Source organism: Nakamurella sp., from assembly GCF_048594475.1.
Lineage (GTDB): Bacteria > Actinomycetota > Actinomycetes > Mycobacteriales > Nakamurellaceae > Nakamurella.
Map to the genome: position 1 here is coordinate 1 of NZ_JBMDXT010000323.1, position 23,800 is coordinate 23,800.

Annotated in this window: 22 protein-coding genes and 1 pseudogene; 14 read left to right on the top strand and 9 right to left on the bottom strand. The window is 73.0% G+C overall.

The genetic code is table 11. The annotated features are described in order from the left end of the window. A pseudogene (locus tag ACOJUF_RS14640) lies at positions 1 to 327 on the bottom strand (hypothetical protein); the annotation flags it as partial. A gap of 351 nt (positions 328 to 678) precedes the next feature. Here ACOJUF_RS14640 and dusB point away from each other — a divergent pair. The 4 genes from dusB to phoU all read left to right on the top strand — a co-directional run bounded on the left by dusB (position 679) and on the right by phoU (position 5,144). Next, positions 679 to 1,854, top strand: coding sequence for a tRNA dihydrouridine synthase DusB (dusB, locus tag ACOJUF_RS14645; RefSeq protein WP_420122565.1), 1,176 nt, complete (start codon positions 679 to 681; stop codon positions 1,852 to 1,854). Then, on the top strand, positions 1,851 to 2,474 hold the full coding sequence (locus tag ACOJUF_RS14650; RefSeq protein WP_420122566.1) for a hypothetical protein: 624 nt from the start codon (positions 1,851 to 1,853) through the stop codon (positions 2,472 to 2,474). Before dusB ends, ACOJUF_RS14650 begins: the two co-directional genes overlap by 4 nt. 325 nt (positions 2,475 to 2,799) lie before the next feature. Beyond that, a complete protein-coding gene (locus ACOJUF_RS14655; RefSeq protein WP_420122567.1) occupies positions 2,800 to 4,371 on the top strand; it encodes an LCP family protein in 1,572 nt (523 codons plus the stop codon). Between the two features lie 95 nt (positions 4,372 to 4,466). Next, complete coding sequence (gene phoU, locus ACOJUF_RS14660) at positions 4,467 to 5,144, top strand: phosphate signaling complex protein PhoU (protein WP_420122568.1); 678 nt, start codon at positions 4,467 to 4,469, stop codon at positions 5,142 to 5,144. 276 nt (positions 5,145 to 5,420) lie between these two features. Here the strand turns inward: phoU and pstB are convergent, their stop codons facing one another. The 6 genes from pstB to ACOJUF_RS14690 all read right to left on the bottom strand — a co-directional run bounded on the left by pstB (position 5,421) and on the right by ACOJUF_RS14690 (position 11,579). Continuing rightward, a complete protein-coding gene (gene pstB / locus ACOJUF_RS14665) occupies positions 5,421 to 6,200 on the bottom strand; it encodes a phosphate ABC transporter ATP-binding protein PstB (protein ID WP_420122569.1) in 780 nt (259 codons plus the stop codon). A gap of 63 nt (positions 6,201 to 6,263) precedes the next feature. Beyond that, positions 6,264 to 7,352: a phosphate ABC transporter permease PstA gene (gene pstA / locus ACOJUF_RS14670; RefSeq protein WP_420122570.1), complete on the bottom strand. Its 1,089-nt coding sequence runs from the start codon at positions 7,350 to 7,352 to the stop codon at positions 6,264 to 6,266. Next, positions 7,349 to 8,458, bottom strand: coding sequence for a phosphate ABC transporter permease subunit PstC (pstC, locus tag ACOJUF_RS14675; protein ID WP_420122571.1), 1,110 nt, complete (start codon positions 8,456 to 8,458; stop codon positions 7,349 to 7,351). The genes pstA and pstC overlap by 4 nt, the downstream gene beginning before the upstream one ends. A 121-nt stretch (positions 8,459 to 8,579) precedes the next feature. Further along, on the bottom strand, positions 8,580 to 9,755 hold the full coding sequence (pstS, locus tag ACOJUF_RS14680) for a phosphate ABC transporter substrate-binding protein PstS (protein ID WP_420122572.1): 1,176 nt from the start codon (positions 9,753 to 9,755) through the stop codon (positions 8,580 to 8,582). 212 nt (positions 9,756 to 9,967) lie between these two features. Beyond that, a complete protein-coding gene (gene mshD, locus ACOJUF_RS14685; RefSeq protein WP_420122573.1) occupies positions 9,968 to 10,873 on the bottom strand; it encodes a mycothiol synthase in 906 nt (301 codons plus the stop codon). 7 nt (positions 10,874 to 10,880) lie between these two features. Further along, positions 10,881 to 11,579 carry a winged helix-turn-helix transcriptional regulator gene (locus ACOJUF_RS14690; protein ID WP_420122574.1) on the bottom strand — a complete coding sequence of 233 codons (699 nt, stop codon included), beginning with the start codon at positions 11,577 to 11,579 and terminating at the stop codon, positions 10,881 to 10,883. Positions 11,580 to 11,924: 345 nt separating this feature from the next. On the opposite strand from ACOJUF_RS14690, the gene ACOJUF_RS14695 reads away from it, so the two are divergent. The 6 genes from ACOJUF_RS14695 (at position 11,925) to ACOJUF_RS14720 (ending at position 16,193) form a co-directional block, all read left to right on the top strand. Continuing rightward, a complete protein-coding gene (locus tag ACOJUF_RS14695) occupies positions 11,925 to 12,773 on the top strand; it encodes an alpha/beta hydrolase family protein (RefSeq protein ID WP_420122575.1) in 849 nt (282 codons plus the stop codon). A 28-nt stretch (positions 12,774 to 12,801) separates the two neighbouring features. Continuing rightward, positions 12,802 to 13,515, top strand: coding sequence for a DUF2993 domain-containing protein (locus ACOJUF_RS14700; protein WP_420122576.1), 714 nt, complete (start codon positions 12,802 to 12,804; stop codon positions 13,513 to 13,515). A 135-nt stretch (positions 13,516 to 13,650) separates the two neighbouring features. Next, positions 13,651 to 13,749, top strand: coding sequence for a putative leader peptide (locus tag ACOJUF_RS14705; RefSeq protein ID WP_420122577.1), 99 nt, complete (start codon positions 13,651 to 13,653; stop codon positions 13,747 to 13,749). Positions 13,750 to 13,896: 147 nt separating this feature from the next. Next, positions 13,897 to 14,724 carry a sulfurtransferase gene (locus tag ACOJUF_RS14710; protein WP_420122578.1) on the top strand — a complete coding sequence of 276 codons (828 nt, stop codon included), beginning with the start codon at positions 13,897 to 13,899 and terminating at the stop codon, positions 14,722 to 14,724. 61 nt (positions 14,725 to 14,785) lie between these two features. Next, positions 14,786 to 15,085 carry a DUF1416 domain-containing protein gene (locus tag ACOJUF_RS14715; RefSeq protein ID WP_420122579.1) on the top strand — a complete coding sequence of 100 codons (300 nt, stop codon included), beginning with the start codon at positions 14,786 to 14,788 and terminating at the stop codon, positions 15,083 to 15,085. A gap of 316 nt (positions 15,086 to 15,401) precedes the next feature. Next, positions 15,402 to 16,193 (top strand): FABP family protein, encoded by a 792-nt coding sequence (locus ACOJUF_RS14720; RefSeq protein WP_420122580.1) that lies wholly within the window; start codon positions 15,402 to 15,404, stop codon positions 16,191 to 16,193. Between the two features lie 277 nt (positions 16,194 to 16,470). Here ACOJUF_RS14720 and ACOJUF_RS14725 read toward each other — a convergent pair whose 3' ends face one another. After that, positions 16,471 to 16,878, bottom strand: a complete 408-nt coding sequence (locus ACOJUF_RS14725) for a hypothetical protein (protein ID WP_420122581.1) — start codon at positions 16,876 to 16,878, stop codon at positions 16,471 to 16,473. Positions 16,879 to 17,461: 583 nt separating this feature from the next. Here ACOJUF_RS14725 and ACOJUF_RS14730 point away from each other — a divergent pair. From ACOJUF_RS14730 to ACOJUF_RS14740, 3 genes are read left to right on the top strand one after another with little or no spacing between them, the layout of a single operon-like run. Then, positions 17,462 to 19,324 carry a lysophospholipid acyltransferase gene (locus ACOJUF_RS14730; RefSeq protein WP_420122582.1) on the top strand — a complete coding sequence of 621 codons (1,863 nt, stop codon included), beginning with the start codon at positions 17,462 to 17,464 and terminating at the stop codon, positions 19,322 to 19,324. After that, positions 19,321 to 20,778, top strand: a complete 1,458-nt coding sequence (locus ACOJUF_RS14735) for an HAD-IB family hydrolase (protein WP_420122583.1) — start codon at positions 19,321 to 19,323, stop codon at positions 20,776 to 20,778. Before ACOJUF_RS14730 ends, ACOJUF_RS14735 begins: the two co-directional genes overlap by 4 nt. Beyond that, positions 20,775 to 22,256 (top strand): wax ester/triacylglycerol synthase domain-containing protein, encoded by a 1,482-nt coding sequence (locus ACOJUF_RS14740; RefSeq protein WP_420122584.1) that lies wholly within the window; start codon positions 20,775 to 20,777, stop codon positions 22,254 to 22,256. The genes ACOJUF_RS14735 and ACOJUF_RS14740 overlap by 4 nt, the downstream gene beginning before the upstream one ends. A gap of 13 nt (positions 22,257 to 22,269) precedes the next feature. Here ACOJUF_RS14740 and ACOJUF_RS14745 read toward each other — a convergent pair whose 3' ends face one another. Beyond that, positions 22,270 to 22,884, bottom strand: coding sequence for a TetR/AcrR family transcriptional regulator (locus ACOJUF_RS14745; RefSeq protein WP_420122585.1), 615 nt, complete (start codon positions 22,882 to 22,884; stop codon positions 22,270 to 22,272). Between the two features lie 90 nt (positions 22,885 to 22,974). On the opposite strand from ACOJUF_RS14745, the gene ACOJUF_RS14750 reads away from it, so the two are divergent. Then, positions 22,975 to 23,790, top strand: a complete 816-nt coding sequence (locus ACOJUF_RS14750) for an SDR family NAD(P)-dependent oxidoreductase (protein WP_420122586.1) — start codon at positions 22,975 to 22,977, stop codon at positions 23,788 to 23,790. The last annotated feature ends 10 nt before the right edge of the window (positions 23,791 to 23,800 follow it).

A 23,800-nucleotide genomic window follows, 5' to 3' on the forward strand; every position in this document is an offset into this window, starting at 1 on the left:
CGGCGCGAAGGAGAGCTTGCGCACGTCCAGCCGGCGCCGGACGGCACCGTTCACGTCCGCCCGGGTGGTCGCCAGGATCACCGCGGCCGCCCAGCGCGGCTCCCCCGCCCGCTTGCCGGTGACCACCACGCAGTTGGCGGAGGCGGCCGGGGACACGTCATAGGCGGCGCAGAACGCGGCCGTGTCGGCGAGCTCGGCGTCGATCGGAGCCACCGCCACCCGGTCGGCCGGGCCGAACCCGCCCAGCGCGGCGGCGACCGGCGGGGCGAGCAGGTCGGGGCGGGTCAGCGCCGGCACGGCCATCAGGGTGCCCAGGGTGGTCGTCATGGCCGGCACGATGCCAGGCCACCCGGGGCCGGCGCCGCCGGGGGCCGCTGCGGCCGTCCAGGGCAGACCACTTCGTCCGGTACCGGCCACCCTCCCGTCCGCGACGGGCCGGTCGACCGCCGGGACTGCGGCCCACCGGCGGCCCACCTGCGGCCCACGGCCCGCCGCCCACGACCCCACGGGCCACGACCCCACGGCCCACGACCCACGACCCACGACCCACGACCCACGACCCACGACCCACGACCCACGACCCACGACCCACGACCCACGGCCCACGGCCCACGGCCCACGGCCCACGGCCCACGGCCCACGGCCCACGGGACGGTGTGGCCTCCGCAAGGCGGGACAATGGTCGGCGTGACCTCCCCGACCACCGCCACCGCCCCGCGGGCCGGCACGCTGCAGATCGGCCCGTACCCGGTCTGGCCACCGGTGGTGCTGGCGCCGATGGCCGGCGTCACCAACGCGTCCTTCCGCACGCTGTGCCGCGAGTTCGGCGCCGGGCTGTACGTGTGCGAGATGATCACCACCCGCGCGCTGGTGGCCGGTGATCCCAAGTCGCGGGCGATGATGCGGTTCGGGCCGGACGAGCACCCCCGCTCGGTGCAGCTCTACGGTGTCGACCCGACCGTGGTCGGTCAGGCCGTCCGGATGATCGTCGAACAGGATCTGGCCGACCACATCGACCTGAACTTCGGTTGCCCGGTGCCGAAGGTCACCCGCCGGGGCGGCGGGTCGGCCCTGCCGTACAAGCGGCGCCTGTTCGAGTCGATCGTGCGCTCCGCGGTCGGCGCCGCCGCCCAGGCGCCGGACAAGCATGTGCCGGTCACCGTCAAGATGCGGATCGGCATCGACCCGGAGCACATCACCTACCTCGACGCCGGCCGCATCGCCGAGGATGGCGGCGTGGCGGCCGTCGCCCTGCATGCCCGCACCGCGATCCAGCACTATTCGGGCGAGGCCGACTGGGAGTACATCGGGCGGCTCAAGCAGGCCGTCACCTCGATCCCGGTGCTGGGCAACGGTGACATCTTCGCCGCGTCCGACGCGCTGGCCATGATGGCGATGACCGGCTGCGACGGCGTGGTGGTCGGCCGCGGCTGCCAGGGCCGGCCGTGGCTGTTCGCCGAGCTGGCCGCCGCGTTCGACGGCGAGCCGTCGCCCACCCCGCCGGATCTGCGAGCGGTGGCGGCCATCCTGCGCCGGCACGCCGAGCTGCTCACCGCCGAGATGGGCGCCGACCGGGGCATCCGCGAGCTGCGCAAGCACACGGCCTGGTACCTGCGCGGCTTCGCCGTCGGGTCGGAGCCGCGGCGCCGGCTCGGCATGGTGTCCGGCCTGGACGAACTGGACGACCTGCTCGCCGGCCTCGACCTGGACCAGCCCTACCCGGAGGCGGCCGATGGCCCGCGCGGCCGCCAGGGCTCGCCGCAACGACGGGTGGCCCTGCCGCACGGTTGGCTGGACGACCCCGAGTCCGACGACGTGCCGCAGGACGCCGAACTGGACCACAGCGGCGGATGAGCGTCCGGGGCGGGCGGTCCGCCGGGCCGGTCGCCGCCCGGCTGGCCGCCGCGGCCGTGGTGCTGGCTGTTCTGGTCGGCTGCCGGGACACCCCGGCAGCCACCGGGACGGCGGCTCCCGGGAGCGCTCCGGCCGCGGCCGTGTCCGGCGAAGCGACGATCTCCGATGCGGACCGGGCCGCGATCCGGGCGACCGTGGACGCGGTGAACGCGACCGCCGGCGGCCCGGTGGCCGCTCAGCAGGCCGAACTGCTCGCCCGCACCGACCCCGATCGGAGGGGCGAGGTGCAGCGCTGCCCGGATGCGACGACCACCGTCCGCTTCGAACCGGTCGACCGCGGCCTGCGGGCCGCGCCGGGCTCACCGGACGGCCCGGACGGCTCGATTGGCTCGGACGGCTCGGTCGGCTCGAATGGCTCGAATGGCTCGACGGGTTCCGGCGGGAAGGGCGGATCGACTCCCGCCACTGCGCCGGGCGGCACCGCCTACCGGTGGCCCGCGCTGATCCGGATCTACTCCGGCGACCGGGTGGTCGGCACCGACCTGACGACCCTGCAGATCATCGTCCGATCCGGTGGAACCGGGGTTGAGGCGTACCTCACACCCTTCTGCGTGAATTGAACCGGCGGCCCTCGGCTGCGTCATTCAGGCTACTGCGGGACGATCTGTCGCAGCCGTGCCCGCATTCGTGTGAATGGCGCGGGGAAGTTCTGCCGAACGACGTATCTGACAGCAAGGACGGCGACCGTCCGTACCATGGACCTTCGCCGAAGACGGTGACGACACGCCGCATCGACGGCGGGAGGCAGGAGGAGGTCGCGTGGGCGCAGGCTCTGCGGACGGGCCCGCCGGCAGCGACCCCCGGCCGCCAGCTCCGGGCGGCCCCTCCACCGCGGCCCCCGGCCCTCGGCGGCCGCAGCACCACGTCGGGCGAACGGTCGGCCGGGTGGCGGTCGCGCTGCTCGCGGTGATGGTCCTGGTCGTCACCGGTCTGGAGTGGACGATCAAGTCCCGGGCCGATTCGGGCATCCTGAGCCGCAGCGTGCAGGCCATCGTCACCGACGACCCGAACCTGAACACGCCGACCGCGGTGCCCACCGCACCGGGCTCGTTCACCCCGGAGAACATCCTGCTGCTCGGCTCGGACACCCGGGCCGGCGCGGCCAACGCGGCCGCCGGCGGCACCGACGCCAGCACCTCGGACGGGGTCGCCAACTCGGACACGCTGATGATCGCCCACATCAGCAGCGACCGGCACGTCACCGTCCTGTCGATCCCGCGGGACACCATGATCGACGCCCCGACCTGCAAGATCTGGGACGGCGCGACCGGCGAGCTCTCCGACACGACCCAGCCGGTCAGCCGGGGCGAGAAGTGGCACATCAACTCCGCGTACTCGGTGGGCGGCCCGCAATGCACGGTGCGCGCGGTCCAGGACCTGACCGGCCTCAAGATGGACCGGGTCATCGGCATCGACTTCGCCGGCTTCCAGAACATGGTCGACGCGTTGGGCGGTATCACCGTCAACGTCTGCCGCCCGGTGGTCGACGGCGAACTCGGCACGGTCATCCCGAACGGCGGCGTGCAGACCATCCAGGGCGACACGGCCCTGAACCTGGTCCGCGCCCGCAAGGTGGAGGGCGACACCGATTCGGACCTCGCCCGCATCCGGCGCCAGCAGATCGTGCTCTCGGCGATCCTGCAGCAGGTCACCAGCGCCGGCACCCTGCTGAACCCGGGCAAGCTCGACGGCTTCCTTCAGGCGTTCGTGCAGAACACCTTCACGGCGAACGTGACCATCGACGACCTGGTGGCCCTGGCCCAGTCGATGGGCAACCTGGACCCCAGCAAGGTCACGTTCTACACGTTGCCGACCGTGCCCAGCGAGTACAACCCGGAGGCCCTTGACCCGGAGCAGCCCGCCGCCGACGAGGTCTTCAACGCGCTGCTCAACGACCAGCCGCTGCCCGGTGAGGGTGGCGGCACCGCCGCGGCCACGACGCCGGCCCTGCCCAGCCCGTCCGGCGATGCCGGCGCGGCCGCGGGCGGCCTGGCCACCGGCACGACCGTCGATCCGGCCTCGATCAAGCTGACCGTGATCAACGTGACCGGCCGCAGCGGCGTCGCGGGCCAGGCGATGGACGATCTCAACGCGGTCGGCTTCGACATCTCCGACTCGGACCTTCAGGCCCGGCCGGACGAGGTCCAGCCGGACGTCACCATCGAGTACGACCCGACCAACCTGAACGCCGCGCTCACCGTGGCCGCGGCGGTCCCGGGGGCGACCGTGGTCCCGGTCGACGGGCTGGGCACCTCGGTGCGGTTGCTCCTCGGCGAGAACTACGAAGGTTCGGTCGACGCGGTGTCCGCCGGGGCCAAGGCGACCGCCACCATGGGCACCGCCACCGCACCGGCGAGCAGTTCGGCCGGCTCGTCGGACGGCTCGGGCGGATCCGGCGGCACCGCCGCGACCACCGCGTTGACGTCGATCAACGCCGGTGAGGCGCTCTGCGCCTGACCGGGGCCGCGACTTCCCGCGTTCCTCGCCCGGCGTTCATCGCCAGTTCACCGTGCTCGTCCTCGGCGCGTCCGCGATGGTCCTACGCTGTCCTCATGCGCGAGGGATACCATTTGCGGCTGGCCGAACTGGGCGAACACGGTTCGTCGATGTGTCAGGTCGCCAGCGACGCGTTGCGCGACGCCACCCAGGCCCTGCTCGACGCCGATCTGGCGCTGGCCGAGCGGGTCATCGCCTCCGACGTCCAGCTCGACGAGATGCGGGCCAGTGCGGAGAAGGTGGCGGTCGAGCTGCTCGCGCTGGAGGCGCCCGTCGCCCGCGACCTGCGGGTCGTCGTCTCCGCCCTGTGGATCGTGGCCGACCTGCAGCGCATGGGGGCGTTGGCCATCCACGTCGCCAAGGCCGCCCGGCGCCGCCATCCGGCCCACGTCATCCCGGCCGACGTCCGCCCGATCGTCGAGCGCATGGGCCGGGTCGGCGTGCACCTGGCCGACCAGGCCGGCGTCGTGCTGCGCACCCGGGACGTCCAGCTGGCCCGCCAGCTCGAGGTCGAGGACGACCTGATGGACGACCTGCAGCGTGACCTGTACACCTACCTGCTCGCCCCCGGCTGGCGGCATGGGGTCGCCCCGGCGGTGGACATCTCGCTGCTCGCCCGGTTCTTCGAGCGCTTCGCCGACCATGCGGTGTCCATCGCCCGGCGCACCGTCTACCTGGTCACCGGCGAGAACGTCGGCGGCGACACCACCCCCGCCTTCGCCGCCCGCGACTGACCGCCCTGACGGGCCGCCCCGCCGCGGTTCCCCCTCGGCACCCCCTCGTCCCCCCGGCCCGCGCGGATCATCTACGTCTGCGCGGATCAATTGACCCCGAATGGGACGGGTCAGACAGAAGTCGACGATTTCGTCCGCGCCGGTGTCCACACGGGCCGTTGTGGACACCCGCGCGGATCAACTGACGCCGAATGTGACGGCTGGGACGGAAGTCGACCACTTCAGCCGCGCCGAGGTAGATGATCCGCGCGGGGCCCGAGCCGGGGGGCCGGGCGATCAGCCGAAGCGGCCGGAGATGTAGTCCTCGGTGGCCTTCTCGCTCGGGTTGGAGAAGATCTTGGCGGTGTCGTCGTACTCGATCAGCCGGCCGGGCTGGCCGACGCCGGCCAGGTTGAAGAACGCGGTCCGGTCGGAGACGCGGGCGGCCTGCTGCATGTTGTGCGTGACGATGACGATCGTGTAGCTCTGCTTGAGCTCGGTGATCAGGTCCTCGATGGCCAGGGTGGAAATGGGGTCGAGCGCCGAGCAGGGCTCGTCCATCAGCAGCACCGACGGCTCGACGGCGATCGCCCGGGCGATGCACAGCCGCTGTTGCTGGCCGCCGGACAGGCCCGCACCCGGCCGGTTCAGCCGCTGCTTGACCTCCTCCCAGAGGTTCGCGCCGCGCAGCGACCGCTCCACGATGTCGTCCATCGTCGACTTGTTCTTCTTGGTGCCGGCGATCTTGTAGCCGGCGATGACGTTGTCGTAGATCGACATCGTCGGGAACGGGTTGGGCTTCTGGAAGACCATGCCGACGGTGCGGCGCACGTTCACCGGGTCGACGCCCGGGCCGTACAGGTCCTCGCCGTCCAGCAGCACCTTGCCCGAGACGCGGCCACCGGGAATCACCTCGTGCATGCGGTTGAGCACCCGCAGGAAGGTCGACTTGCCACAGCCGGACGGCCCGATGAAGGCGGTCACCGACAGCGGGGCGATGTTGATGGAGGCGTTCTCCACGGCGAGGAAGTCGCCGTAGAACACGTTGACGTCCTCGACGTCGATGCGCTTGGCCATGTCAGATCTCCAGATTCGGTGGGTCCCGGCGGAGCCGGGTCAAGCCCTCGCGGCGAGCGATGGTCAGCTGGTCTTGGGCTTGGCGAGACGGGCCAGCAGCCGGGCGCCGATGTTCAGGATCAGCACCAGCAGCACCAGGGTCAGCGCCGCACCCCAGGCCCGGGCCTCGGTCAGGTCGTTGGAGGTCGTTCCCGACCGCTTGCCCAGCTGGTCCCAGACCATCATCGGCAGGGTCGCCTGGTCGCCGGAGAACGGGTTGAAGTTGATCGACGCCGTGTAGCCGGTGAGCAGGATCAGCGGCGCGGTCTCGCCGGCGACCCGGGCGACGGCCAGCAGGGACGAGGTGATCAGGCCGGACATCGCCGTCGGCAGCACCACCTTGAGGATGGTCCGCCACTTGGGCACGCCCAGCGCGTAGGAGGCGTCGCGCAGGTCCCGCGGGACCAGCTTGAGCATCTCCTCCGAGGCACGGACGGAGACCGGAACCATCAGGATGGCCAGCGCGATCGCCCCCGCGGCACCGAACGGTCGCATGCCGAAGCCGAGCAGCAGGAAGGTGTAGACGAACAGGCCGGCGACGATCGAGGGCACGCCGGTCATGACGTCGACGAAGAACGTCACCGTCTTGGCGAACTTCCCCCGGCCGTACTCGACCAGGTAGATGGCGGTGAAGATGCCGATCGGCAGGGCGATGATCGCGGCGATGGCGACCTGCTCCAGGGTGCCGATCAGGGCGTGGTAGAGCCCGCCGCCCTCCATCCGGCTGGTCACGCCGTTCATCGACCGGAGGAAGAAGTCGGCCGAGAAGACGGTGAAGCCCTTCCAGCCGATGTAGCCCAGGATCAGCACCAGCGGCACGATGGCGGCGATGAACGAGGCGTAGATCAGCGTCGAGGCGAACCGGTTCTTGGCCTGCCGGCGCCCCTCGACGGCGAACGACCAGACGGTGAGCACGACGACGAACAGCACGGCCGCGGCGAAGAACGTGGTCGCCCAGCCGGTCCAGTCGAGCAGCAGCCGCAGGAGCACGGCCAACCCGGCGCCCGCCACCGCGCTGCCGTAGGGCGCCCAGGCGGGCAGCCGGGCACCGACGAGCTCGGACCGGAGGCCGGAACCGGCCGCCGCGGCGGTGGTCGTCATGCCGGTGCTCATGTGAAGTCCTTCCTGCGGGCGATGATCATCCGGGCCGCGGTGTTGACGATCAGCGTGATCACGAACAGGAAAAGGCCGGCCGCGATCAGCGCCGCGATGGCCACCGGCGAGCCGCCGGCCTCGCCGAACTTGAGCGCGATCGTGGAGGCGAACGTGTCGCCGCCGGGCTCGGTGATGTGCCAGTTGATCCGGAACCCGGAGTTCAGGACCAGGGCGACCGCGATGGTCTCGCCCAACGCCCGGCCCAGGCCGAGCATGGCCGCCGAGATGATGCCGGCCCGGCCGAACGGCAGCACGGCCGTCCGGATCATCTCCCACTTGGTCGCCCCCAGGGCCCAGGACGCGTCCACGGTCTCCCGCGGGACCTGCAGGAACACCTCGCGGCAGACCGCCGAGACGATCGGGATGATCATGATTGCCAGCACGATGCCGGCGATCAGCAGCGACTTGCCGAACTGGTCGACGGTGGTCGCCGTCGTGTTGTCGAACAGCGGGATCCAGCCGAAGTAGTCGCTCATCCAGGCCTGGAAGCCCTTGGTCTCCGGGATGAGGAAGTACAGGCCCCACATGCCGAACACCAGCGACGGCACCGCGGCCAGCAGGTCGACGATCGCGCCGAGCGTGGTGGCCGCCCGCCGCGAGGCGTAGTGCGAGATGAACAGGGCGATGCCGATGGCGATCGGGACACCGATCAGCATGGCGATGAACGCCGACATCACCGTGCCGAAGAAGACCGCCGCCATACCGAACACCGGCGGGCTGCCCTGCGGGTTCCAGCTCTGGGTGGTCAGCAGGTTGCCGGTGTTCTGGGTGAAGGCCGGAATGGCCTTCCACACCAGGAAGATGGCGATCGCCGCCATCACGATCAGCAGGATCGCGCCGGACCCGGCGGCGAGCCCCTTGAAGACCCGGTCGCCCAGCCGCACGGACCGGCCCGAGATGCCCGCCTCGGGGCGGCCGTCGGGCAGGATCGTGCCCGGTGCGTCGACCTTGTCCGCGCTGTCCGGCTCGGGACCGCCGTACAACGGGTTCGCCCCGGGTACGCCCTGGGCGGCTATCTCGAACGGATCGTCCGTTCGCGAGTCGTCTCCGGCCGTCTGAACCATCGCTCCTCGGCTTGATGTGTCGTGTGCGTGGAGTCAGCCGCACATCACGATGATGACGCTGACCGGGCTACGGTGTCGCGGCCCGGACCCGATGAACCGGTTCCGGGCCGCGCACGGGGGTTCAGCTGATGGTCGAGACCGACGCGATGACCTTCTCCTGGATCGAGGCGGGCAGCGGCGCGGCACCGAGCTCGCTCAGGGTGGCCTGACCGTCCGTCGCGGTGTAACCCAGGAAGGACTTCAGCAGCGGCGCGATGTCCGCCGCGTTGCCGGCCGAGCAGGTGATCTCGTAGGTGACCAGGATGAGCGGGTAGGCGCCCGGCTCCTTGGTCGCGTAGTCCAGCTTCAGGGCCAGGTCCTTGCCGGTGCCGACGACGGTCGCGGCCTCGACGGCCTTGCCCGCCGACTCGGCGCTGAGCTCGACGGCGCCGCCGCCGTTGTCGACCTCGGCCACGTTCAGACCGTCGTCCAGCGCGAAGCCCCACTCGACGTAGCCGATGGACCCGTCGGTGCTCTTGACCTGCTTGGACACCCCGTCGCTGCCCTGCGCGGCGACGCCGCCGGGAGCCGCCCAGGCCTTGGCCGGGTCGAAGGTCCAGGCGCTGGGGGCGGCGGCCTTGAGGTACTTGGTGAAGTTCTCGGTGGTGCCCGAGTCCTCGGCCCGGTGCACGGCCTGGATGCCGGTGGCCGGCAGGGTCACGCCCGGGTTGATCGCGGCGATCGCCGGATCGTTCCAGGTGGTGATGGTGCCGGCGAAGATGCCCGCGATCACCTCCGGGGTGAGGGTGAGCGAGTCGACCCCGGAGACGTTGTAGGCCAGCGCGATCGGCCCGGTCACCATGGGCAGGTTCAGCGCCGGGTTGCCCGCGCACCGCTGGGACTGGGCCTGGGCGGCCTGGTCCTCCTTGAGCGCCGAGTCCGAGCCGGCGAAGTCGACCTGGTTGGCGATGAAGTCGGAGATGCCCTTCCCGGACCCGCCGCCGCCGTAGGCGTTGATGGTCGCCCCGCACTTGGCGTTGTAGTCGGCGATCCACTGCTCCATGACCTTGCCCTGGGCGGTCGAGCCGGACGAGCGGAGCGACCCCGTGGCACAGGTGAAGCCGGCCCCCTCGAAGCTCGTGGCGCTCCCCGCGGCGGCCGAGCCGCCGGCCGACCCGCTCGCCGCGGCGGACCCGCCGGTCCCCGCGGCCGCGGCCGAGGTCGTGGTGCTCGCGTTGTTGTCGCTGCCGCAGGCTGCCAGCACCAGGGCACCGGCAGCCAGCAGCGCCGCCAGGCCTGCCCGTCGCGCGATCTTCACGCCATTTCCTCCATCACGTCATCGTTCGTCTGTTGACGGGCCTGGACGCATGGCACGGCGCAGGACCCCGACGCCCGGACGGTAGGGGCCGGGACGGAACGCAATCCGCACCCACGGTGAACGGAAGGTGAATCGCGAGGTCGGGAATGGTGACGGCGAGCACGGCGAAGGATGCGCGTGCATCGGTCGTGTCGCTGCGTGGTCGGTCGACCTCAGCCGGTGGCGGCGGCGGTGCCCCCGGGCCCGGGCCGGTACACCACGTTGGTCAGGTGCACGGTGAAGCCGGACCGCCGGTACAGGCGCAGCGCGCGGTCGTTGTCGCCCTCGACGTAGAGCAGCACGGAGGTCAGCCCGGCGGCCCCCAGGTGCCGCAGCCCGGCGTCGGCGAGGACCCCGCCCAGCCCCCGCACCCCGGCGTCCGGATCGACGCCGAGCACGTAGATCTCGCCGACCGGACCCGCGCCGCCGGCGCCGTGGTCGCGCGGGTGGACCTTGGTCCAGTGGAAGCCCAGCAGCCGGTCGCCGGGGTCGGTGACGGCCAGGAAGAACCCGGCCGGGTCGAACCAGTCCTGGCTCATCTCTTCGTTCAGCCCGGCCAGGTCGAGCCGGCCCTGCTCGGGGTGCGCGGCGAAGGCGCGGGCATTCACCCGCAGGAACGCCGCCTCGTCCCGGCCGGGCTCGAAGGTGCGGATCCGCACGCCGTCGGGAACCGCGACCCCGGACGGTTCGACGGGCAGGGGACGGCGCATCTGCAGCAGCACCCGGGTGGGCACCAGTCCCAACCGGGCCGCCACGGCCCGGGCCGCCGGCAGATCGCCGTAGGCCCAGATGGCGCCCTGACGGTCGATCGCCGCGCGGACCAGGGCGGTGCCCAGCCCGCGCCCACGGGCGGCGACATCCACGGCGACCTCGGCCGGATCACCGCCCATCGCGACGGCGCAACCGGACCCGCCGGGACCGAGTCGGATGGCGGCGGCACCCGTCCGTACGGCGTCGAGCACGTGACCGGAGATCGCGTCGACCCCGTCGGCGCGGGCCACGCGGTCGGCCAGGGCGAGCACTGCGTCGGCCAGGCCGGCGTCGCGGGCCCACCCGGTCCCGTCGGTCCCGTCGGTCACGGAGGCCTCAGGCCGGGGTGCCGGCGGACTCGTCCCGCAGTGCGGACCGGGCCGGCGGGACCATCTTGTAGCCGACGTTGCGCACCGTGCCGATCAACGCCTCGTGCTCGGCGCCGAGCTTGGCCCGGAGCCGGCGGACGTGCACGTCGACCGTGCGGGTGCCGCCGAAGAAGTCGTACCCCCACACCTCGGTGACCAGCTGCTCGCGGGTGAACACCCGCCCCGGGTGCTGGGCGAGGAACTTGAGCAGCTCGAACTCCTTGTAGGTGAGCTCGAGCGGGCGGCCGCGCAGCCGGGCCGTGTAGGTGTCCTCCTCGATGGTCAGGTCACCGAGGCTGATCATGCCGGAGTTGGCGGAGTTGGACGTCCGGGCGGCCAGCAGGCGCAGCCGCGCGTGCACCTCGGCCGGGCCCGCCGAGGCCAGGACGACGTCGGACACGCCCCACTCCGGACCGATGGCGACCATGCCGCCCTCGGTGACGATGGCCAGGATCGACACGGCCAGACCGTCCGCCCCGAGCAGCCGGCACAGCGTGCGGGCGGCGGCCAGGTCGTGCCGGGCGTCCAGCAGCAGCAGATCGTAGGGCCCCGAGGTCACCAGCGACGCGGCTTCCGGGGCGGCGGACCGGATGCGGACCGGGAGCAGGTCGACCGCGGGCAGCACCGACGCCGGACTGGGGTCGGTGGTGAGCAGCAGGAGCTCCATTCGTCTTCTCCTTACCTGCGGTTCACCCGGGATCCGAGTCTAACTTTTCAAGGCGGCAACATCGGTGTCGATCACGCGCGGCGCCCTCACACCGCGTCGCGCCGACTGTGAGCTTTCAGTTACGGGGGTACCAGGTTTGTATGACACCCATGTAACGGCAGTCACGTTGCCGCAGGTCGCGACCGGCGACTGTGACAGGATCGGCAGAATGCCCGACAACGTTGGCGGTGGGTCGCGGACCCACGGAGATGAGCGATGCGGCCGGCCGGGTCGGCCGGTGACCCGTCGACCCCTCGGCTGCGACGGGCCCACCGCCCGCCGGTCCACGCGCGGGAGTGATCGCTGATGCGATCGTTCACCGTCGCCAGGACGCCCGGGGTAGGGGTCGGGTTCCACTGCGTCACCGACGATGACGTGACGCTGTCGGGGGTGCACGTTCCCGGGCGGGGCGGTCCCGGACCGGACGGTTCCGGATCGGACGGTTCGGGGCCGGACCCGGCGGCCGCGCCGGCCGGTGCGTTCGTGCTGGCCCACGGCTTCACCCACGGCATCGAGAAGCCGGCGACCCGGGCCGCGATCGAGGCGTTCGCCGCGCACGGTCCGGTCGTCGCGGCCGACTTCCGCGGGCACGGACGGTCCGGCGGCCGCTCGTCGGTGGGCCGGGACGAGGTGCTCGACCTGGACGCGGTCGTGCGGTGGACCCGCGCGGCCGGCCACCCGACGGTCACCGTCGTCGGCTTCTCGATGGGGGCGGCGGTCGCCGTCCGGCAGGCCGCGTTCGGGGCCGACCGGCCGGACGCCGTGGTGGCGGTCAGCGCACCCTCGCGCTGGTACGTCCGGGAGAGCGCGCCGATGCGCCGCCTGCACTGGCTGCTGGAGCATCCGCTCGCCGTCCAGATGGGCGCGGCGCTGGGGGTGCGGCTCGGCGAGCCCTGGCTCGACCTGCCCCCCAGCCCGGTCGAGGCCGCCCCGCTGGTCACCGCGCCCCTGTTGCTGGTGCACGGCACCGAGGACGACTATTTCGGCCCGCCGCACGCGATCGCGCTGCAGGACGCCTCGACCGCCGGCGAGCTGTGGATCGAACCGGGGATGGGCCACGGCGAGACCGCCCTGACCCCCGCCCTGGCGACCCGCATCGCCGGCTGGGCGGCCCTGAACCTCGCCGGCCGCCCGTCCGGGGACGTTCCGGCCTGACCCGGCGCGGGCCTGACACACTCGAGTCGTGCGCAAGCTGCTGATCACCCTGGTCGTACTGGCCGTGCTGCTGGTCGCCACGGACTTCGGCGGGCGGGCCTACGCCGAGTACCGGGCGGCGTCGGCGATCCAGACCGAGGCCGGCCTGCCCCAGTCGCCCGACGTGTCGATCGAGGGCTTCCCGTTCCTGCTGCACGCGGTCCAGGGGTCGTACCCGCAGGTGGTCGTCAGCGCCGGCGACGTCGGCGCCGCCCAGCTCCCGGGCACCCAGGTCCGCCTGACCCTGACCACGGTCACGCTGCCGCTGAGCGACGCGCTGGCCGGTGACACCTCCCGGCTGACCGCGCAGACGACCGCCACCCAGGTGGTCATCCCGATCGCCGCGCTCCAGTCGGCGCTGCCCCGCCAGGACGTCACCCTGGCCGCGGGACCGAACGGCACCCTGCAGGCGAGCGCCACCCTGAGCGTGGCCGGGGTGTCCATCCCGGTCACCGGTTCGGCCTCCTTGTCGGTGGCCGACGATCAGCTCACCATCACGGTCGACAACCTGTCCGCGGCCGGCATCGACCTGACCCGCGCCGCCCGGGACGCGGCGTCCGCGCTCGCGTCCGGGCTGACCACGACCATCCCGCTGGCCGGCCTGCCGTTCACGGTGACCTCGGGCACCGTGCAGACGTCCGGATCCGACGTGGTGATCACCGTCGACACCGGCCCGGTCACGTTCCAGGACCTGCGCCGCTAGGGGTCCCCGATCGCACGCCGGGCGACGCCGGGCCCGGGAACCCGGAGCGCACCTGCCCGGTTCGTCGGGTCACGACCGGCTTCGCGCCGTTCATCCGGTCATGGCGGCCAACCCGGGGCTGCTACCGTTGCCCGTATGGGCCCGTTGCTGACCAGCCGGCGCGCCGTCGACCTCGTGCGCGTCGGCAGTGCCCTCTGTTGTCGTGCCCACGGGTGCTCCCCCGCCGGCCGCTGACCCGACCTCCGTCGATCCGGTCCATTCCGGCCGCCGCACCCTTCCACCGGTCCCCGCGGCGTCACCGCCGATGCGCGACCTCCCGCCCCACCCCACCGATCAGGCATGTCCGCCATCACCCGCACCATCCCTGCAAGGAGCAGACGCATGAGCCGCGAGGACTCCCTCGTCACCACCGAATGGGCAGAGCAGAACCTGTCCACCCCGGGGATCGTCTTCGTCGAGGTCGACGAGGACACCACCGCCTATGACGCCGGTCACATCCCCGGCGCCGTGCGGATCAACTGGAAGACCGAGCTGCAGGATCCGGTTCGCCGCGACTTCGTCGACAAGGCCGGTTTCGAGAAGCTGCTCTCGGCCAAGGGGATCGGCAACGACGACACAGTCGTGCTGTACGGCGGTAACAACAACTGGTTCGCCGCCTACGCCTACTGGTACTTCAAGCTCTACGGGCACCAGGACGTCAAGCTGGTCGACGGTGGCCGCAAGAAGTGGGAGCTGGACGGCCGCGTCCTGTCCAAGGATGTTCCCGACCGGGTCGAGACCGCCTACGTCGCGCAGGAGCAGGACGCCTCGATCCGCGCGCTGCGGGACGAGGTCGTCGCCGCGATCGGCACCCAGAACCTGGTCGACGTCCGCTCGCCCGACGAGTTCTCCGGCAAGCTGTTCGCCCCCGCGCACCTGCCGCAGGAAGCCGCCCAGCGGGCCGGCCACATCCCGACGGCGGTGAACGTGCCCTGGTCCAAGGCGGCCAACGAGGACGGCACCTTCCGGTCGGACGCCGAGCTGACCGAGCTGTACGCCGGCGTGGACGACAGCAAGGACACCATCGCCTACTGCCGCATCGGCGAGCGGTCGAGCCACACCTGGTTCGTGCTCACCGAGATCCTCGGCAAGCGCAACGTCAAGAACTACGACGGCTCGTGGACCGAGTACGGGTCGCTGGTCGGCGTGCCGGTCGAGCTCGGCGCCTGAGCCCGCTCGTCCCGCCCGCATCCGCTCCGCCAGTTCCGACCCTTCGAAAGGACATCCAGTCATGACGTGTGCCGCCCCCGATCAGTCCGCCGGCATTCCGGTGGGCGTCGACGTGTCCGGCCAGGCCGTCGTCCAGGGCAAGGTCTGCAAGGACAACGAGCCGGTCGCCGGCGCCTTCGTCCGCCTGCTCGACGCCTCCGGCGAGTTCACCGCCGAGGTCGTCACCTCGGCCGGCGGTGACTTCCGCTTCTACGCCGCCCCCGGCGCGTGGACCGTCCGGGCGCTGTCCCGCGCAGGCAACGGCCAGGCCTCCGGCGACGTGACGCTGGGCCTGAACCAGCTGGACATCGCCGTCGCCTGACCTCGACGGTGCCGGAAGGCGGGGTGCGGCGACGGCCGGCCCCGCCTTCCGCGTTCCCGGGCGGCGTCGGGGCACCGCCGGGGGCGCTGATCGACTCGCCGTTTCCGGGTGCCGGCCACCCCCGAAACGGCGATGTGATCAGCGCGGGTCGGGCCGGCCGGCCGGTGTGACGTCGTTCGCGGTGCGGGAGACCGGCGCCCGGCGCGGGTTAGGCTGCCCGGGTGGAAATCTTCTTTACCGGCCTGCTGGTCGCGGTGGCCCTGCTGATCACATGGTTCGCCTTCTACGTGGTCTACCGGCTGCTGCACGAGGAAAAGTGACCACTCCGGACGGGGCGGCCCCGGACCCGGCGGGCCCCCACCCGCACCAGGGACCGACCGCCGAGGAGATCGCCGGCCTGGTCTCGGCCGAGCGGACCGCGGGCGAGTACGTCCCCGGCCCGGACGTCGGTGCGCCCCCGCACGTCGAGCCGGCGGCGGACCACGCTCCGGTTCCCGGCAGCGGCGACGCGGCCATCGCCGCCGCCGAGGTCCGCGCCGAGGCGACCCGCGGCCTGGACATCGACGACGTCCCGCCGCTGCCGATCCCGGCCGACACCGCCAACGTGCGGGCGCGTCCCGGTCTGCACCCCGACTGCATGCCGCTGCTGCCGCTGGTCGGCGTCTGGCGCGGGGTGGGCCGCTTCGGCAACGACCCCGGCGAGAAGGACCCGCAGTTCGGCCAGCAGATCGTCGTCTCGCACGACGGCCGGCCGTTCCTGCGCTACGAATCGATCAGCTGGCTGCTCGAGCCGGACGGGTCGATCAAGGGTCCGGGCGCCCGGGAGGTCGGGTTCTTCCGGCCGCAGGCGGACGGGTCGATCGAGCTGATGGTCGCCCATGCCGAGGGCCGGATCGAGCTGTTCTACGGGCGCCCGCGCTCGGCCGCGGCGTGGGCGTTGTCCACCGACGCCGCGCTGCGCACCCCCACCGCACCCCCGGTCGTGGGGGCCACCCGGTTGATCGGCATCACGCCGGACGGCAAGCTCGCCTACGTCGAGGAGCGGGCGCACTCGGACCTCGAACTCGCCCCCCACGCCTCGGCCGCCCTGGACCGCCTCGCGGGCTGACCGTCGGCCGGGCGCCCCGGTCCTCGCGGGCCGACCGCCGGTCTCTGCGCTGATCCAAGGCCCACCGAAAGCGACAATCCGGGCGCTGCGGTCCTCGCGGGCCGGCCGCCGGTCTCTGCGCTGATCCAAGGCCCGCCGAAAGCGACAATCCGGGCGCGGATCCGGGTCTTGGATCAGCGCACCCCCAGGCGCGGATCCGGGTCTTGGATCAGCGCACACCCTGGGCGCGGGTCCGAGAGTTCGATCGGCGCAGCGCCCGCGGGCGCGTCGGGACCGGTCAGCGCACGACGACGGCGACGTCCCCGGCACGCAGATCGAGCCGGTAGCGCAGGACTCGTCGGGTCGCCAGGTCGAGCGGCACGTCCAGCAGCAGCGGCCGCAGATCGCTGGACCCGCGGCCGGGGACGGCCGCCGGCCCGTGGAAGGGCCGGATGCGCTCGGCGAAGAACCCGGCATGACCGGCCGAACAGCCGGGCCGGGCCGCGTCGTGGCTGGCCACGTACATCCGTTCGCCGCTGGGCAGGGTGAGCACGGCATAGGCCGCCGGATACTCGTGGTGCACCCGGTCGATCAGGTCGTCCACCAGGAGCCGCACTCGCGAGCGCCACGAGCCGGCCGTCAACCGGTCCCGTGCGGACGTGCGCCCCGCGACGACCGGACCGTCCAGCATTCGCCCCTGCTTCATCGACACGGCCGAAGCGCACCACCGCACGGCGACCGGCCGGCGGTCCGGAGATGTCCGCCGGGTGAGCGGCCGGCGACCGGGTGCCCAACAGCGGCATCGGTCCGGCCCACCCCGCCGCCCCACCCCCCGCCCCGCGGTACCGCCGGTCGCGCCGAACGAGCGGGGTCGGGCGCGTCATTGAGCGGGGCCGGGCCGGGCCGCACCCCGCGACCCGACCGGCCGGGCTGATCACGTCGGCACCGTTCGGCCATGTCGGACCGATCCTGCCGGAAACGATCAGCCCGACCCGAGCGGCTGGAGCGACCGGGAGGGGTCCCGGCGGGTGAGGTGCGGCGGGATGGAGTGCCGCGCCGCGCTTGGTCCGCGCGACTCCGGTCGCGGCGCGCTCGACCGAACCGCGATCGACCCGGTCGCGGCCACCCGGGCGCAGGAGCGGCCGACGCAGCCGGGGCGGCCGGGACCGAATTCACCCGGATCGGACATCGGCGACCGGACGCGATCGGTGTGATGATCGAGGAGTGACGGTGACCGGGCCAGGGACGGCCCCGCTGACGAGACGGCGACCATGAGGGCCTGGCGGTCCGTGCGTCACGGAGTCTCCTCGCTCGGCCCGATCCACAGCCCGGAACTCGACGAGCTGCTCCGCGCCCCCTGGTTCGCCCAACGGCTGGACACCCTGGCCCAGAAGCTGGACCGGCGACCCGCGGACGTGCGGGAGGAGGCCGTCGGCTACCTGAAGGAGATGGCCGCCACCCACGACCAGCGGGCGACGAACGCCTGGCGGGCGTTCGGCCGCTGGTTCCTGCGGGCCTACGACGTGTACGTGGACGACGAGCAGGTCCAGCGGCTGCGCGAGCTGGACCGCCGGTCCTCGCTCGCGTTCGCCTTCTCGCACCGGTCCTACCTGGACGGGTTCGTCGTCCCCGAGGTGATCGCGGCCAAGCGGCTCAGCCCGGTCTACACCCTGGGCGGCTCGAACCTGAACCTGTTCCCGTTCGGCCAGTGGGCCAGCCGGTCCGGCGTCATCTTCATCCGCCGCAACATCCGCGAGCTACCGGTCTACCGGCTCGCCCTGCGCTCCTACATCGCCGAGCTGGTGCGCAGCCGCGGCAACCTGGCCTGGTCCATCGAGGGCGGCCGCACCCGCACCGGCAAGCTGCGGCCGCCGACGTTCGGCATCCTGCGCTACCTCGTCGACGGCCTGGACGAGGCGACGCGGACCGACGCCGGCGGCATCGGCACCGACATCCAGGTGGTCGGCGTCTCGATCGTCTACGACCAGTTGCACGAGGTGCCGTTGATGACCCGCGAGGCGCGGGGCGACGGCAAGCGCCCGGAGGACCTGCGCTGGCTGGTGCACCTGGCCCGGCAGCAGCGGCAGCGGCTGGGCCGGGCCTACCTCGATTTCGGCGAGCCCATCCCGCTCTCCGACCGGCTGACCGAGCTGCGGGCCGACCCGGCCACCGGCGCGCACGAGGTCGAGCGGATCGCGCTGGACGTCTCGCACCGGATCAACCGGGCGACCCCGGTGACCGCGACCGCCGTGGTCAGCCTGGCCCTGCTCGGCGCCGACCGGTCGTTGACCCTGGGCCAGTTGCTGGCCACCGTCCGCCCGCTGGCCGGCTACCTGGCCCGCCAGGGCTGGGCGGTCGCCGGCGCGCTGAACCTGACCGACCGGGCCACCATCCGCCGCACCCTGGACGAGATGGTGGTCTCGGGCCTGGTCGCGGTGTTCGACGAGGGCACCGAACCGGTCTGGCAGATCGCCCCCGGCCGGCACCTGGTCGCCGCCTTCTACCGGAACACGATCATCCACGCGCTGGTGCAGCGGGCGATCACCGAGCTGGCCCTGCAGGCCGTCGCGGGCTCGAGCGCCGCATCCGGCGCCGACGCCAAGACCGACACCGACACCGACACCGACACCGACGTGTTCGCCCAGGCGCGCCGGCTGCGCGACCTGCTCAAGTTCGAGTTCTTCTTCCCGGACAGCACCCGGTACGGCGCGGAGGTGCTGTCGGAGCTGCGCCTGCTGGGCGCGGACGCCCGGGACGAGGGCTGGCGGTGCGACCGGGACACCGCGGCCCGCCTGCTCGCCGGCGCCGACCTGCTCACCGCGCACCTCGTCCTGCGGCCCTACCTGGACGCCTATCTCGTCGTGGCCGACCGGCTGGCCGCCGAGCCGTGCGATCCCGAACCGGTCGACGAACCGCGCCTGCTGGGCGAGTGCCTCGCGGTCGGTCAGCAGTGGTTGCTGCAGCACCGGATCACCAGCGCCGAGTCGGTGTCCCTGGAACTGTTCCGGACCGCGCTACGGGTCGCCGGCAAGCGGGAGCTGCTGCTCGCCGACGCCGACGCGGACCGCCGGCAGGCGTTCGCCGACGAGGTCGCCGCCGACGTCGCCCGGGCCGACGCGATCGCCGAACTCGCCCGGAGGGGGCAACCATGACCGCCGGACCGCCGGCCGCGCTGACCGCGGCCCAGCAGATCGAGGCCGTGCTGGCGGGGCCGAGCGGCCCGCACATCGGTGCGTTCTTCGACCTCGACGGCACCCTGGTCGAGGGCTACACCGCCAACACGTTCTTCGCCGAGAGCATCCGCACCCGGGACATCGCCGCCGGCGACGTCGCCCGGTCGCTGTTCTCGGTCGTCGACGGCAAACTCGGCGGGGACCCGACGGCCATCGGCCGGCACGGGGTGGCCGCGATGGCCGGCCGCGAGGTCTCGACCGTGCTGGAACTCGGCGAGCGGCTCTTCGCCCAGAAGATCGCCGCCTCGGTCCGGCCGGAGGCTCGCGACCTGGTGCGCGCCCACCAGCGGCGCAAGCACACCGTCGCCGTCGCCTCGGCCGCCACCCGGTTCCAGATCGAGCCGCTGGCGCGGGATCTGGGCATCACCGACGTGCTCTGCACGGAGGTCGAGGTGGTCGACGGGGTGATCACCGGCCGCCTGGCCGGGCCGATGCTCTGGGGCGAACCGAAGGGCGCGGCGGTCCGGGCGTTCGCCCGCGAACGCGGCATCGACCTGAGCGCCAGCTACGCCTACGGCAACGGCGACGAGGACGTGCCGTTCCTCGGCTCGGTCGGGCACCCGCACCCCCTGAACCCGCACACCGGGCTGGCGATCGCCGCCCGCACCTACGGCTGGCCGGTCGTGACGCTGTCCGAGCCGCGCAGCGGCGGCCTGCGGGCGCTCCTGGGCACCGCCGCGGCCCTGGGCGGGTTCAACGTCGGGATGGTGGTCGGTGCCGCCACCGGCCTGCTGTCCGGCAACCCGCGGACCGGCCGCAACATCGGCATCCCGCTGGCCTGCGACCTGGCTCTGGCGATGGCCGGGGTCAAGCTCGACATCGTCGGCGAGCACAACCTGTGGGCGGCGAGGCCGGCGGTGTTCGTGGCGAACCACCAGAGCTCGCTGGACGCCCCGCTGATGGGGGCATTGCTGCGCAAGGACTTCACCGGCGTGGCCAAGAAGGAGGCCCGGTACGACCCCCGGATGGCCATCGCCGGGCTGTTCGTCGACCCCGCCTACATCGACCGCTCCCATCCGGACTCGGCCAAGCGCGACCTGGCCGCGCTGGCCGACCGGATCCGGGCCGGCACGTCGGTGGTGATCATGCCGGAGGGCACCCGCTCGCCCACGCCGACCGTCCTGCCGTTCAAGAAGGGCGGCTTCCACCTGGCCATGCAGGCCGGGGTGCCGATCGTGCCGATCGTCGTCCGCAACGCCGGCGAACTGATGTGGCGCAACTCGACCCTGCTGCACTCCGGCACGCTGCAGATCGCGGTGCTGGATCCGATCCCCACCGACGGCTGGTCGCCGGAGACCATCGACGAGCACGTCCGGTCCGTCCGCGAGCTGTTCGTCGCCACCCTCGCCGACTGGCCGGAGGCGACCGCATGACGGACCCCACCCCGACCACGCCGCCGGCACCGCCCACCACGCCCACCACGCCCACCCCGGACGAGCTGAACCGGCAGGCCTGGACGGCCGCCGGACAGTGGGGCCTGAACGGCTCGATGAGCGAACTCGAGACGCTGATGTGGCGTTCCGAACGGCATCCCGAGCTGTCCTCGACCATCACCGCGCTGATGCTGCTGGACACCACCCCCGACTGGGACCGGCTGTGGGCCGCGCACGAATGGGCGGTCGGCCTGGTCCGCCGGGCGCGGGAACGGGTGCAGGAGCCGCTGGTGCCGGTCGGCCCACCGGTCTGGGTGACCGACCCGTCGTTCCGCCTCGAGGATCACCTGCGCCGGACCCGGCTCGATCCCGCCGGCGGCGACCTGACGGCCGTGCTCGCGCACGCCGAACGCTTCGCGCTCGCCCCGCTGGACCGGGCCCGGCCGCTGTGGGAGGCCGTGCTGGTCGAGGGCCTGGCCGACGGCCGCGCGGCCTACCTGCTCAAGCTGCACCACTCCGTCACCGACGGGCTGGGCGGGGTCCAGTTGCTGTCGCTGGTGCAGAGCCGCACCCGCGACCACACCCCGGACAAGCCCGCCGGCGGGGCTCCGGACCCCGGAACCGGCCGCAGGAACCCGGCCGTGCTGACCTCCCGTCAGCTGGCCGCCCGCCTCGGGCAGGCGCCCGACCTGCTGTGGCGTTCGCTCCGGTTCGGCGGCACGGTGCTGTCCGATCCGCTGCGGGCCGGGTCGGACGCGGTCCGGTTCACCGCATCGTTGCGGCGGATGCTGCCGCCCCCGCCCGCCCCGCCGTCCCCGTTGTTCACCCGGCGCACCGGCCGCAGCTGGCGGTTCGGCGTGGTGGAGTGCGAGTTCCGGCGGCTCCGGGCGGCGGCCAAGGCGGCCGGCGGCTCGGTGAACGACGCCTATGTCGCGGCGCTGCTCGGCGGGCTGCGCCGCTACCACGAGCGGCACGACACCCCCCTGGAGAGCCTGCCGATGGCCATGCCGGTCTCGCTGCGCCGCGGTGACGACCCGATGGGCGGCAACAAGTTCGCCGGCGCCCTGCTGGCCGGCCCGATCGGCGTCCGGGACCCGGTCGAGCGGATCGCCATCATCCGCGGCACCGTGCTGACCCTGCGGACCGAACCTGCCCTGGACTCGTTCGGCCTGCTGGCCCCGTGGGTGAACATGCTGCCGTCCGGTGTGGGCGCGGCGGCCTGGCGGCTCGGCGCGACCGCGGACCTGTCGGCCTCGAACGTGCCCGGCCTGCCCTACCGGTCGTTCCTGGCCGGCGCCCGGGTCGACCGCATCTTCGCGTTCGGCCCGCTGCCCGGGGTGGCGATCATGGTGGCGATGACGACCCACGCGGGCGCCTGCTGCATCGGGTTCACCATCGACGGTGACGCCGTCGAGGACGTGTCGGTCCTGATGGACAGCTTCGCCGAGGGCTTGGAGGAGGTCCTGGACATCGTCTGAGCCGGGCGAGGGATCAGGTGAGCCCGGCCAGCAGCACGTCCAGGGTGCGCTCGATGGCGGCCTCCCGGTCCGCCGACGGCAGGCCGGAGAGCGGGCCACCCTGCACCAGCACCGCCAGCCCGTGCACGGCCGACCAGGCGGCGACGTCGCTCCACGGCCGGTGGACCGGATCGAGTCCACCGGCGGCCACGAGTTCGTCCAGGCAGCGGCCGAGCAGCCCGAACGGATCGTCGGGGCCGTGTCCGGTGGCCAGGTCCTTGTCCTGCTCGGCGCCGATCGTCGCGAACAGCCCCGGCTCGGCCAGGGCGAAGCGGATGTACACCCGGCCCAGGGCCCGCAGCCGCGCCCGGGCCACGTCGGCGGGCGGCCCGCCGGCCGGCACCCCCGCCAGCTCCGCCGTCATCCGGGCACTGAGCTCGGCGGCCGCCCGGTCGGCGATGGCATCGAGCAGCGCCGCGCGGTCGGCGTAGTGCCGGTAGGCGGCCGAGTTGCTCACCCCCGCCCGGCGCTGCACGTCGCGCAGGGACACCGCGGCCGGACCGCCGGCCCGGGCCAGCGCGATCCCGTGCTCGAGCAGCGCCGCCCGCAGGTCCGGATGGTGGTACCTGGGTCGATCCGCCGCCGTCACGGCATCGAGTATCCCATGTTGACAGCGCTAACACGCCGCCCTAGGCTGGCCATGTTGACACCGATAACACACCCGAGGAGCGTCATCGCCATGGATCTGGACAACCTGACCGGCCGGACCGCTCTGGTCACCGGCGCCTCGTCCGGCATCGGCCGGGAGTTCGCCCAGGAGCTGGCCCGGCGGGGCAGCTCCCTGGTGCTCACCGCCCGGTCGACCGACCGGCTCACCGCCCTGGCCGAGCAGGTGCGGCGGGATCACGGCACCGAGACCGTCGTCCTGACCCACGACCTGGGCCGGCCGGGCGCGGCCCAGGAACTGGTCGCGGAACTGGCCGCCCGGGGCCTGACGATCGACGTGCTGATCAACAATGCCGGCTTCGGGGCCCACGGCGACGTCGTGGACGCCGATCCGGACCGGCTGGACGCCATGACGACGCTGAACGTCGATGCGGTCGTCGCCCTGACCGCGCGGCTGCTGCCCGGCATGGTGCAGCGCGGCGCCGGCGCGATCGTGAACGTGGCCAGCACGGCTGCCTTCCAGCCGGTCCCCCACATGGCCGTCTACGGCGCCACCAAGGCGTTCGTGCTCAGCTTCAGCCGGGCCCTGTGGGCCGAGACCCGAGGAACCGGCGTCACCGTGCTGGCCCTGAGCCCCGGCGCCACCGCGACCGAGTTCTTCCGGGTCGCCGGGGAGGACGCCGCGGTCGGTCCCCGTCGCAGCCCGGCCCAGGTCGTCGGGACGGCCATGCGGGCCCTGGCCGCCGGCCGGCCCAGCGTGGTCGACGGGCTGCGCAACGCCCTGCTCGCCTGTATCTCGCCGCGGGTCCCGGAGCGCCTGGGCATCGCCGTGACGGAACGGAGCGTGCGGCCGTCGGGCGCCGCCGCGCCGGCCCGCACCGCGGCCTGACCCGCGGCCG

What these genes read in the sequence shown, in the direction of transcription:
- dusB (WP_420122565.1), top strand. Translation starts at nt 679, where the DNA reads ATGGTCGGCGTGACCTCCCCGACCACCGCCACCGCCCCGCGGGCCGGC.
- ACOJUF_RS14650 (WP_420122566.1), top strand. Translation starts at nt 1,851, where the DNA reads ATGAGCGTCCGGGGCGGGCGGTCCGCCGGGCCGGTCGCCGCCCGGCTG.
- phoU (WP_420122568.1), top strand. Translation starts at nt 4,467, where the DNA reads ATGCGCGAGGGATACCATTTGCGGCTGGCCGAACTGGGCGAACACGGT.
- pstB (WP_420122569.1), bottom strand. Translation starts at nt 6,200, where the DNA reads ATGGCCAAGCGCATCGACGTCGAGGACGTCAACGTGTTCTACGGCGAC.
- pstA (WP_420122570.1), bottom strand. Translation starts at nt 7,352, where the DNA reads ATGAGCACCGGCATGACGACCACCGCCGCGGCGGCCGGTTCCGGCCTC.
- pstC (WP_420122571.1), bottom strand. Translation starts at nt 8,458, where the DNA reads ATGGTTCAGACGGCCGGAGACGACTCGCGAACGGACGATCCGTTCGAG.
- ACOJUF_RS14690 (WP_420122574.1), bottom strand. Translation starts at nt 11,579, where the DNA reads ATGGAGCTCCTGCTGCTCACCACCGACCCCAGTCCGGCGTCGGTGCTG.
- ACOJUF_RS14695 (WP_420122575.1), top strand. Translation starts at nt 11,925, where the DNA reads ATGCGATCGTTCACCGTCGCCAGGACGCCCGGGGTAGGGGTCGGGTTC.
- ACOJUF_RS14705 (WP_420122577.1), top strand. Translation starts at nt 13,651, where the DNA reads ATGGGCCCGTTGCTGACCAGCCGGCGCGCCGTCGACCTCGTGCGCGTC.
- ACOJUF_RS14710 (WP_420122578.1), top strand. Translation starts at nt 13,897, where the DNA reads ATGAGCCGCGAGGACTCCCTCGTCACCACCGAATGGGCAGAGCAGAAC.
- ACOJUF_RS14715 (WP_420122579.1), top strand. Translation starts at nt 14,786, where the DNA reads ATGACGTGTGCCGCCCCCGATCAGTCCGCCGGCATTCCGGTGGGCGTC.
- ACOJUF_RS14725 (WP_420122581.1), bottom strand. Translation starts at nt 16,878, where the DNA reads ATGAAGCAGGGGCGAATGCTGGACGGTCCGGTCGTCGCGGGGCGCACG.
- ACOJUF_RS14735 (WP_420122583.1), top strand. Translation starts at nt 19,321, where the DNA reads ATGACCGCCGGACCGCCGGCCGCGCTGACCGCGGCCCAGCAGATCGAG.
- ACOJUF_RS14740 (WP_420122584.1), top strand. Translation starts at nt 20,775, where the DNA reads ATGACGGACCCCACCCCGACCACGCCGCCGGCACCGCCCACCACGCCC.
- ACOJUF_RS14750 (WP_420122586.1), top strand. Translation starts at nt 22,975, where the DNA reads ATGGATCTGGACAACCTGACCGGCCGGACCGCTCTGGTCACCGGCGCC.